This window comes from Olavius algarvensis spirochete endosymbiont (genome assembly GCA_900608495.1).
Lineage (GTDB): Bacteria > Spirochaetota > Spirochaetia > DSM-2461 > DSM-2461 > UBA2779.
In genome coordinates, this window is record UWYT01000112.1 from 18,672 (window position 1) to 27,953 (window position 9,282).

Annotated in this window: 17 protein-coding genes; 2 read left to right on the top strand and 15 right to left on the bottom strand. The window is 44.8% G+C overall.

Going from position 1 to position 9,282, the window contains the following annotated elements; translation table 11 throughout:
- Window positions 1-283 precede the first annotated feature (283 nt).
- The gene (gene coaD, locus S1OALGB6SA_RS02775) at window positions 284-763 is read right to left on the bottom strand and encodes a pantetheine-phosphate adenylyltransferase (protein ID WP_124032487.1); all 480 of its coding nucleotides are present in this window, start codon (window positions 761-763) and stop codon (window positions 284-286) included.
- 180 nt (window positions 764-943) lie between these two features.
- Here coaD and S1OALGB6SA_RS02780 point away from each other — a divergent pair, with 180 nt between their 5' ends.
- Entirely contained in the window at window positions 944-1,258 is a 315-nt protein-coding gene (locus S1OALGB6SA_RS02780) for a hypothetical protein (protein ID WP_124032488.1), read from the top strand.
- Between the two features lie 347 nt (window positions 1,259-1,605).
- Window positions 1,606-2,295, top strand: a complete 690-nt coding sequence (locus tag S1OALGB6SA_RS02785) for a HEAT repeat domain-containing protein (protein ID WP_124032489.1) — start codon at window positions 1,606-1,608, stop codon at window positions 2,293-2,295.
- 387 nt (window positions 2,296-2,682) lie between these two features.
- On the opposite strand, the gene S1OALGB6SA_RS10065 is transcribed toward S1OALGB6SA_RS02785, so the two are convergent.
- The 14 genes from S1OALGB6SA_RS10065 to S1OALGB6SA_RS10070 all read right to left on the bottom strand — a co-directional run.
- Complete coding sequence (locus S1OALGB6SA_RS10065) at window positions 2,683-2,829, bottom strand: hypothetical protein (RefSeq protein ID WP_195910261.1); 147 nt, start codon at window positions 2,827-2,829, stop codon at window positions 2,683-2,685.
- Between the two features lie 18 nt (window positions 2,830-2,847).
- On the bottom strand, window positions 2,848-3,195 hold the full coding sequence (locus tag S1OALGB6SA_RS02790) for a YraN family protein (protein WP_124032490.1): 348 nt from the start codon (window positions 3,193-3,195) through the stop codon (window positions 2,848-2,850).
- A gap of 3 nt (window positions 3,196-3,198) precedes the next feature.
- A complete protein-coding gene (locus tag S1OALGB6SA_RS02795; RefSeq protein ID WP_124032491.1) occupies window positions 3,199-3,504 on the bottom strand; it encodes a hypothetical protein in 306 nt (101 codons plus the stop codon).
- Between the two features lie 9 nt (window positions 3,505-3,513).
- Window positions 3,514-3,633: an HD domain-containing phosphohydrolase gene (locus tag S1OALGB6SA_RS10875; RefSeq protein ID WP_124032492.1), complete on the bottom strand. Its 120-nt coding sequence runs from the start codon at window positions 3,631-3,633 to the stop codon at window positions 3,514-3,516.
- A 254-nt stretch (window positions 3,634-3,887) separates the two neighbouring features.
- Entirely contained in the window at window positions 3,888-4,145 is a 258-nt protein-coding gene (locus tag S1OALGB6SA_RS02805; RefSeq protein WP_018113538.1) for an EscU/YscU/HrcU family type III secretion system export apparatus switch protein, read from the bottom strand.
- Window positions 4,145-5,080 (bottom strand): hypothetical protein, encoded by a 936-nt coding sequence (locus S1OALGB6SA_RS02810; protein WP_124032493.1) that lies wholly within the window; start codon window positions 5,078-5,080, stop codon window positions 4,145-4,147. Before S1OALGB6SA_RS02810 ends, S1OALGB6SA_RS02805 begins: the two co-directional genes overlap by 1 nt.
- A gap of 11 nt (window positions 5,081-5,091) precedes the next feature.
- Window positions 5,092-5,457: a 50S ribosomal protein L19 gene (gene rplS / locus S1OALGB6SA_RS02815; protein ID WP_124032498.1), complete on the bottom strand. Its 366-nt coding sequence runs from the start codon at window positions 5,455-5,457 to the stop codon at window positions 5,092-5,094.
- A gap of 13 nt (window positions 5,458-5,470) precedes the next feature.
- On the bottom strand, window positions 5,471-6,190 hold the full coding sequence (gene trmD / locus S1OALGB6SA_RS02820; RefSeq protein WP_018113535.1) for a tRNA (guanosine(37)-N1)-methyltransferase TrmD: 720 nt from the start codon (window positions 6,188-6,190) through the stop codon (window positions 5,471-5,473).
- Between the two features lie 2 nt (window positions 6,191-6,192).
- Window positions 6,193-6,699: a ribosome maturation factor RimM gene (rimM, locus tag S1OALGB6SA_RS02825; RefSeq protein ID WP_124032494.1), complete on the bottom strand. Its 507-nt coding sequence runs from the start codon at window positions 6,697-6,699 to the stop codon at window positions 6,193-6,195.
- Between the two features lie 24 nt (window positions 6,700-6,723).
- Window positions 6,724-6,957: a KH domain-containing protein gene (locus S1OALGB6SA_RS02830; RefSeq protein ID WP_124032495.1), complete on the bottom strand. Its 234-nt coding sequence runs from the start codon at window positions 6,955-6,957 to the stop codon at window positions 6,724-6,726.
- A 5-nt stretch (window positions 6,958-6,962) separates the two neighbouring features.
- Entirely contained in the window at window positions 6,963-7,214 is a 252-nt protein-coding gene (gene rpsP, locus S1OALGB6SA_RS02835) for a 30S ribosomal protein S16 (RefSeq protein ID WP_124032496.1), read from the bottom strand.
- 133 nt (window positions 7,215-7,347) lie between these two features.
- A complete protein-coding gene (locus S1OALGB6SA_RS10550) occupies window positions 7,348-7,518 on the bottom strand; it encodes a hypothetical protein (protein WP_230204380.1) in 171 nt (56 codons plus the stop codon).
- A 59-nt stretch (window positions 7,519-7,577) separates the two neighbouring features.
- The gene (locus S1OALGB6SA_RS10555) at window positions 7,578-7,772 is read right to left on the bottom strand and encodes a hypothetical protein (protein WP_371686034.1); all 195 of its coding nucleotides are present in this window, start codon (window positions 7,770-7,772) and stop codon (window positions 7,578-7,580) included.
- Window positions 7,773-8,123: 351 nt separating this feature from the next.
- A partial coding sequence (locus S1OALGB6SA_RS10070; protein ID WP_195910262.1) for a tetratricopeptide repeat protein occupies window positions 8,124-9,282 on the bottom strand: 1,159 nt, incomplete at its 5' end.

Here is a 9,282-nt window from a genome sequence, read left to right on the forward strand (position 1 = left end):
GAAAACATCGTCATGGCTTACTTGAGGGCTCCTGCTTGCTTCCTGAGGCAGCTCCAACTTCCGGGGTGGTTACCAGTATCTGCCGTATAATGAAATTGCCGGATGAGTCCACAGCCACTCCGAAAGGGTTAGCCAAACTCTGTCGTGTGCCAGCAAGGATGCGTACTTAGTCTCGCGAAATGCCAAAAGGACGTTAGATAATGTAAGCATTGATTCCTGAATTGCCTTTTTCAAAGTGCTTCTTCATCCAAGCCCAAAGTTTGTCGTGAGTTATTCATATATCTCAAGTTAGTTCAAACAGAGCCTTCTCGACAGCGGGTGGAACCATTTCTGATATATCCCCCCGATACTTCAATAATTCTTTGATAGTGCTTGAACGAAGTACAAGATACCTGGGTTCTGTTGGAAGAAATACCGTTTCCATACCACCATTTAGTTGTTTATTCAGAATTGACAGTTCAAATTCATAATTGAAATCAGAAGAAGAACGCACACCTCTTAACAAAACATTCGCGTTTATCGAGCGACAATAGTTGACTATTAAACCATTGTGCACGACAACTCTGACTGACGATAACCTTAAATCCCTTATCTGTTCTTCCAGCAAAATTTTAATCTGCTGTGGCTTTAACAGAGGGGTTTTCCTTGTGTTGACTGCAACCACTACGTCTAATGAATCAAAAAGGACCGCTCCTCTACTGATGATGTTGAGATGCCCCAAAGTTGGGGGGTCGAATGATCCGGGAAAAACTGCTCTAATCATGTCTAAGGATAATAGTGCGGTCGCTTATTCGAGTCAAAGGCAGTATGAAGGATTCTGGATGAGTCTCGAGAATCGGCGCATAGTTTCACAAGCTGACTTTTTGAAAAATCGAACTTCCTCAATCCCGATAGCGGGAGCAGGAAATCTAGTTCATGAGAATCACAATGCTTCGCATTTTACATGGAATTCAATTTTTTTCGCAAACTATCCAGTTCTGTGTTTGACTCTGCTTTTGACGCAAAATATCATGGCCATATGAAGGAAATTCGAACACTTGCAATATTGGCTCTCACCCTGGCCACTCTTTCCTGCCAAAGCGCGAAACGCGATTTCGAATCGGTGGGCAAGCTGTCCATGAGAAACCTCAAACATAAAGACGATCTCTCAGTCAGTCACCAGGAGGCCAAAGAGGAACTCGAAATCCTGGTACTTAGGATAAACTCGGACATTTCGAACGGCAGATATGAGAAATGGCTGTCATACCTAAAGCAGTGATTATATAAATCACTACAGTTCCAGCGAAGTTCTAAGCGAGATCAGCCTCCTTCCTCGTCTTAGAGCTAAGGGCATAGTTTTAAAGAGTCTAAAGGATTATTACGAGTGGGTTGTGGTACCCAGCCGCTATGATGCCGAATTGGAGGATATCGAAATTGCCAGCTCAAAACGAGCCATTGCATATTCCATGTACGAAGGTAGTAAGTCTAGGCTATATGAAATAGGAAGAATCCATGGCAAATGGCAAATCATTATATGGAAATGATATGGGGGTATACATCAAAATCGCCGATATAATAGGATATCATCAGGATATCGCAGAATTCTAAACTGAAGGGAGCCCAACTATGAGAACTCGCACAACCAGCATGGTTTTGGGGATATTGCTGTGTCAATTACTAGCTGCACAGGAGCAGACTATAGAGGAACTTTACCTCCAGGGCGACATCAAAACTATGATGATGAAAGCGGAGGCAGAATCCTCGGACAGGAATTTCAAGATGTCTGCCCTTGAAAAGATCGAGAAAATGATTGCGGACGGATCGGCGTCGGATAATACACAAATTGTGGATATTCTTTCAAATCTGGCGAGCGAAAGTGTAAGCAGCATAGCGAGAGAACAGGGATATATCCTGAACGATTATCCCGAAGTTAGGCGGGAAGCGGTGCGTCTACTGGGTTTAATCGGATCGAATAGAACCACTTACGAATTGGGAAGAGTACTCCTTAACGATCCGGAGCCAATGGTAACCTCTGAAGCAATCCTTGCCATCACATCGATTGATGATAACGAGGACAGAGTATTGAGAGATCAGCTGATTTACAGGGCAATGCGTAGACAGACAGTTCTAACAAGGGACAACCGTCTTGCATCCATATTCATCAGTTCGGTTGAAGCGATAGTGCAACGAGATTTGGATAAAATCAATCCTCTTTTACTCGCCGAAGTGGTGCGTATAGCAGAAGCAGGGAGTGGATACAACCACGCGGTAAGAAAACAAGCAAGTGGATTGCTTCGCGATTTTCAAAATCTCTAAAACGCTTCAACAACTGCCGTGCACGGCTCCTATTGAGAAGCATCCGGCCTGATTCTAAAAAAAAGAGAGATGCCCCTAAAAGAGAGAGAGTTTTTTGGTTTACCAGAATAGCTTCAGGAAGGAAAGACGCTTAAAAGTATTCACTTATCATTAGGGTTTATACACTGCAGAATAGACTTTCCGCATTCTCAAAATACGGCCGTTTCTGGTTTCAACGTTTTCCCAATCAACTTGAATTTAACGATCAGCCTCTTCCGCGAATTCTAGCACTGCAAAACTTCATTTCCCAGGAATTGAAGACTTGAGTGTCCCAAGTTCATTAGCTTTAGCCAAGCAGATGTATCGTGAACCACCTCTTCGGTAATCACATACATCTGGAATTTGAACTTACTTTGTTTTTCCACTGCGATTGACTATCTCATTCGACAATTTTACAGCGATTCGATTAATCGCTACCTGGAGATATTGCTGATCGTTTATTTTGACCTTCAATTCCTCCAGCTTATCGAAATTGGTTTGCTTCGCGATGCGCACTGTCGGAGCTCCTTCTCCCTAAAACGCATTTTCCCAATGATCCAATCTCTCCATCCTCCGTGATAGAAAAACAAGATCAAAGCGGACTCTATAAGTCCCGAGTTCAGGATGACATACTAGAAAGTAGGATGCTGCTTCTCGTATTTTGCTACGTTTGCGGGCGTTAATTGAAAATTCTAGGTTTTCCATTCCCAGTGCATCCCAGGTTTTAACCTCTACGAAAGCAACTGTATCCCCTTTCTTCACTATAATATCGACTTCACTCGGCCCTAATCTGAATCGCCTTTCCAGAATTTCATACCCTTTCTCTATAAAGTACTGTGAGACTTTGTTTTCTCCCTCTAAACCCTTGATACTACTTTTCATTTTTCAAACTTTGATTTTGCGGCAAACTACTATGCCACGCGGGTGATGAACAATCTCTTCATGTAAATCTATAGTAAGAGCCGTGCTATCTCGAAATTTTGTGTCTACCCTATCGATTAGTATGAGCACTTCTGGACGTAGGGGTGTATTCTTGTCAGTGTTGCAAACCCTGCCAATGCGGCTATCAGGAAGTTGAACTGGACTCCTAAACGAGTAAATGCCCATCTCAATAATCAGCCCTACAATTTCCGGATCGAATTTCCACTGATTATCTCCAGGTAGCGCCTTAATCGTCTCGTATCCAATCATGGATTTTCGTCATAATCGTTCTGAAATCATGGCTATAAACGCATCCATAACAGCAATGATTCTCGAGTTAAACAAGATATCATCGCCTTTAAGGATCCTCGGATATCCTTTGCCATCCCATCTCATCATGATTTTGTATAGTAATTGAAGCTCTCAGCATCTACCGGCAAAGCCCGGGTATTCTCTGGTGGCATAAACGTTTCAGTGATATCCTGAAGCTATCCCTCTGTTTCAACGCTTTGAACCTTCCGGATCCGAAGTCTTTCAAAATCTTTTCCCCTAATCGCTATTCCAGCCGGGACAAGGACAACATCATCTTCAATGTATACCGGGTGAAAAAATATCTGGCCTGCCTTCATCAACTCGTATGGCGTTCATCTATACTATTCATCATTTCTTCGGGTTTCGTAGACGAATCTCAGAATTTCCGCCACCGCTGTCCAATACTTCTCGGGAATATAATCGAATGGATTAATTTCGGAAAGAGAATATGCCAGATGTGGGGATTTGACGATGGGGATACGATTTTCCTGTGCAATTTTGCAAATTGCATCAGCGACGACATCCGTCCCCTTGGCAAAAATTTTCGGGGCATAATCCCCTGGTTCATAACCCAGTGCGGCAGCTTTTTTTTCTTCCATCAATCTTCCTCCAAACTGCCAGCGAGCGCAGGATTTTCAGGTGTAAAGCCATCACTATTATGTAGTTCCAAGATAGCATCATCTACCTTGATGCCCAATGAAGCCAGAGATTCGCAAAATGAGTTCCAAATCCCGATATCTATCTCTGCTCTCGAATCAGAAAACACGGCCATTCGGGTTTTTTCGAGACCCTCCATAAGAAATTCGAAATTTCGCTTACCGTCTTGAATAGTAAGCGCAATAGCAGGATCAATTCCTTTGCGAATTTTCCACATCATTCGGATTTCACAATCACCGAAGTTTTTTTTCAATCGAACAAAATTCCAACCATCCTTTTCTCTGCTATCGTAAGCTAACAGATTTAAGAGAGGATCGATGTCGATATCTGCACTACAGAATTCAGCCGATAGCTGACTGCTTTCTGGCGGAGCAGGCCATCTACCTTGCCGTCTATTTCCTCCTTCGGAGAATGCTTGATCAATCATTTCGAGAAAATTGGCGTTTGGATCGGTGCCCTTGGCCAGTAATTCAGCATAAAGTCGGGCCATTCTCTTCCCAATGCCCTTTGTACGCTTGAGCAAAGCCATCCTTCGAGCTCCTTCAATGTCATCTGGAAGTGGTAACCCTGCTCGAATCAGGGCAGCTGAAAGCATGGCTCCTGCTGATTCGCCGGAGAAACCTGGACGTGCTAGCTCGGGTCTGGATTCCAGCAAGTGGAGATATATCCCATTACTCCCCCTGATGAACCGCGCACGGATTTGCTCACCCTCCCTGAAAACAAGATTGCTTCTAGCTATCACGCTATGCTTATTCAGAATCAACCGATATTTTCCGTCAGGCAGGACTGATTTAATACGAGCGGTGACAAGCTGGCCAGTTTTAAAACCAAGCCTTGCGGATAAACTTGAAACTTTGCTTGATAGGGGGACAGTCATTTTCCCATATATCAGCTGCTTTTCTTCTTACTCTTAATGAGTGCTTTTACTTTGGTGGCCTTTTTCCCAATCCGATTGCGGATATAGTATAACTTGGCACGGCGAACTTTTCCATGCCGTATAACTTCGATTTTCTCGACTTTTGGAGAATTCACCGGGAAGATACGCTCAACACCCACACCATAGGAAATCTTACGAACCGTAACACTCCGCCTGATACCAGAGTTATTTGCAGCTATTACAAGGCCTTCGTAAATCTGAATACGCTCGTTCTTCCCCTCTACAATGCGATAGTGCACGCGTACCGTATCTCCAATGCGGAATTTCTCGGCTTCATTCTTAATCTGTTCCGCTTCAAGAGCTCTTATTACATCCATCATTTCATCCTATCTAATTATCCAGCAGTTCATCGCGAATTCTAAGAACATCCTTCCCAACCTTGTTTTCTCTTAATAGATCCGAGCGAGTCCTGAGCGTTTTCTCTACCCTCTTTCTTAAGCGCCAAGCTTCAATTTCAGCGTGGTGTCCGCCAAGCAAAACTTTCGGAACCGCAAGCCCTCTGAAAACCTCCGGTCTGGTGTAATGCGGATACTCAAGAAGCGATTGGGTGAAACTCTCCTCTTCTAATGAATCCCCTGCAATAACACCTTCTATCAGTCTATACACCGCATCTACCAGTACCAGCGTTGCGATTTCCCCTGAAGAGATTACGTAATCACCTATGGATATCTCATCATCAACATACAAATCTATTACACGTTGGTCGATGCCTTCGTAGCGCCCACAAATGAAAATTAACTCTTCTTCCGCCGCAAGCTCTCTGGCGATACTCTGCGAAAAAACCCGCCCGGAGGGCGTAGGATATATCACCCTTTTTCCCTTCACTCCAATCGAATCAAGAGATTTCGCCAAGGGTTCGGCCTTGATGACCATACCAGCCCCGCCGCCGTAGGGACTGTCGTCGCAAACGTGGTGTTTATCATACGCATAATCCCGAATATTGACAAGTTCGTAGTCAATCAGACCCTTGCCAACAGCTCTGGACATAATCGAATCGACGAAATATCCCTTGAGTATATCGGGGAATAAACTGAGTATTGCGATTTTCACTTCTAGTTCTGCAACCAATCCGTGGTAAGCACTATAGTACGGTTTTCCAGATTAGGTTCCTGGACAAAATTCGAGCGGAATGGAATCATGAAATTTCCTCCACCTGGTCTACGAATTTCCAGAATATCATCTGATGTTTCAGTCACACTGATAACCTCTCCAAGTGCTCGACCTTCAGTATCCAATACTCTAAGCCCAACAAGATCGCACAGATACCATTGATTTTCTTTCAAGCGCGCCCCCTGATGCCTGGGAACCAATATCTCATAGCCTGTCAGGGATTTCCCATCTTCCGGTGTATCAATTCCAAGAAGTTTAATAGTTCCAACTCTGTGCTTTATCTCAAATTTCTCTACCTGATATGTCTTTTGTCGTTTGTGATTTTTCGATCTGAGCACCAAAGTCTTAATCTCATAAAAGTGATCCCACTCGCCTGAGAAACTGCGAAGTTTCAACCATCCTTTAACCCCTCGAGTTGTTCTGATTGTGCCGATAACTATCAAATCCATATCAACTCATTGGCCGATAGGAGATCAGCTCAAAATCTCCAATACAAAGCGCTTCCCCGAGTTGTTGGATGTAGCGTCAAGGATATTGCGCATTGCCCTGGCAATCCGGCCATACTTACCGATCACTTTGCCGACATCCTTCTCATCCACCTTGAGTTCCAGAATGGTAGATCTATCACCCTCGATTGTTGTCACATCTACCTTATCTGCTCCCGTAACTAAGGATCGCGCGATAAATTCAATCAAATCCTTTTCCATTTTGGCTACCTAATAGTAATACTGTTCTTATTGAGCAGTTGCTTAACCGTAGGAGTCGGTTGCGCACCCTTCTCAAGCCACTCTCGCACTCTATCCGCTTTGACGGAAACCTGCTTATCACGTGACTCTATGGGATGATAGTAGCCAAGCTCCTCAATCGTACGACCATCACGGGGCGCTCGGGAATCCATTATTACGATTCGATAATACGGACGCTTTTTGGTACCCATCCGCTTCAGTCTGATTTTGACACTCACAAATTGTTCTCCTTCCATCGCAGCTTGAAATTCACCTTACCATCCATGAACTGTTGCTGCAAAATTTCGTTTCCTTCCTTATTATCTTACTGGGCCTATCGAAAATCTTCAGCAGCAGAGTATATCAGATACGCTATTTCCGTTCCCATTTGCTGTTTGTTTTCTTCCAAGTGGGCCGATTATATGATGATTGCTTCTTACTTCCAAGATCATCAATAGAATAATCGTCTATTTTCCCCTGTAAGCATTCAGTAGATTCTATGTCAATCGCTTCCTGTGTCTTGTTAACCAAGCTATCACCCATCCTAAAGTATTCCAGATGCATTTCTGTCGAGACGAAAGGGCTCAAGTTCTTCGGATTCCTCATTCAACTCCGATAAATTTGACCGGCTTACCCACTACGTTCTTAAATGATAGTGCTATTCCACCGCGGGTATCTGAATCGAATTTACCTAGGATTATGCCGCTGAGATTTAACGCTTCATTGACACTCTGAGCTATCTCAACCGCGCTCTGTCCAGTCACTGTATCCACTATTAAAAGGACACCCCGTCGGATTTCACGTAAGGCTCTTTGAGCGACAAATTAGCAGCGTCATCGCCAAGAAGAATCATTATTTTATCGTGAACAAGTTTTATGAATTTTCTACAGATTTTATTGAATTCATAACCCGACCGTCAAGTACCTCCGTGCAGTTTACCAACCGTCTCGCAACTCAAAGGTTTACACCTGCTTCTCAAGAACGCGATGCTAATTTCACAGCATCTTTGATATTTTTCTCAGATTACTCTGGCTTCTCAAGATATGCGCCTTGCAATACCGGAAATAATATCCGTCAGTTCCCCTCGAGCACGATTAGCGTTCTCCATAATATCGCCAAAATACTCGAATACAAGGCTGATCGGTAACCTATCGCACACGAAAATAGTGCCGTTGTAACCATAGCAATCTTTCCTCGCTGCGATCACACCACTTAGTCAAGGGCCAGCGGGTTATCACCTCCTGGTATAGTTGCGCGGCGCGGTCTAGATCTCTTTCTTCTCCCGGCTTTTCCAGAAGAACCGCAAGACGGTAAAGCCATTCGGGATGGTCATATTCCGATTCTGCCAGTTTCTCCAGTATTGCTCGATTTTGAACATCGTAGCCCGCCTCGCTAGTAAGAACTTCCAACGCCGCCCGAAGTACTTCGAGATTGGGACTATCTTCCAAATAGCGAGGGAGCCAGGATAACAAGGGTCCTACTATACCAAATTCTGCGGCGATTTCCATTAGTGCGTCGCGCGCGCGCGCTCCGGCAGAATCGTTTCGAGAGGCATCCTGTTCATAATACTTAACCGCTTCATCAATTTTACCTGCCGCTGCAGCGGCAAGAGCTGCCGCATATCTGGCATTCGCGTCCGAGGGCGGTATACCGGGAACAGGGGTAGGCAAAGCAGTTGGAATCGGGCCATTTTCTACGCTAAGCGGGTTACCCGCCTCACCCACCGCAACCTCTCTGTTTACCTCTTCACTTTCGCCGCTGGAAAGATTTTGCCGCTCGAATACGAAATTCCATTTGCCAGTCCCGTTGAACAGAAAGTGAAAACTGGTTGAGTCGCCGACAATTTCCCGACCCAGAAAGTGCCAGGTGCCCGGTGTGGAACGGTCTGATCGAAATATCCAACCGAGGCTGTCAAGTTCAATCGTAAGCTCTCCAGGTTCTTCAAGAGAGCGTGCTTTGGCTACTGCCAAAGCTGACGACATGTCCAAATCTTCGTTCGATTGGCTGGATTGTTCAGAATCAACTGCGATAACAGAGGGCTGAATTTCGGAGACGGTTAGTGCGGAGGCTGCTTCTGGAGTCTCCTCTACACCTGTCGAGTCTGTCGCGAGTCTGTCTGCCAATAACAAAGGATTGCTCCCCGGCATTTCTGATTGCTGGTTTGAGACAGTGGCCGGAGTAAGTGCTGAAGAAGGTTGATCGCTTTCTTCTAAATCCACCGTTTCGGGACTATCCCTTTCAGAGTCCGTCTCAGCTGCTTCGGAAATGTCTTCGGCAACAGCGAAGTCTGTCTCAGCTGCTTCGGAA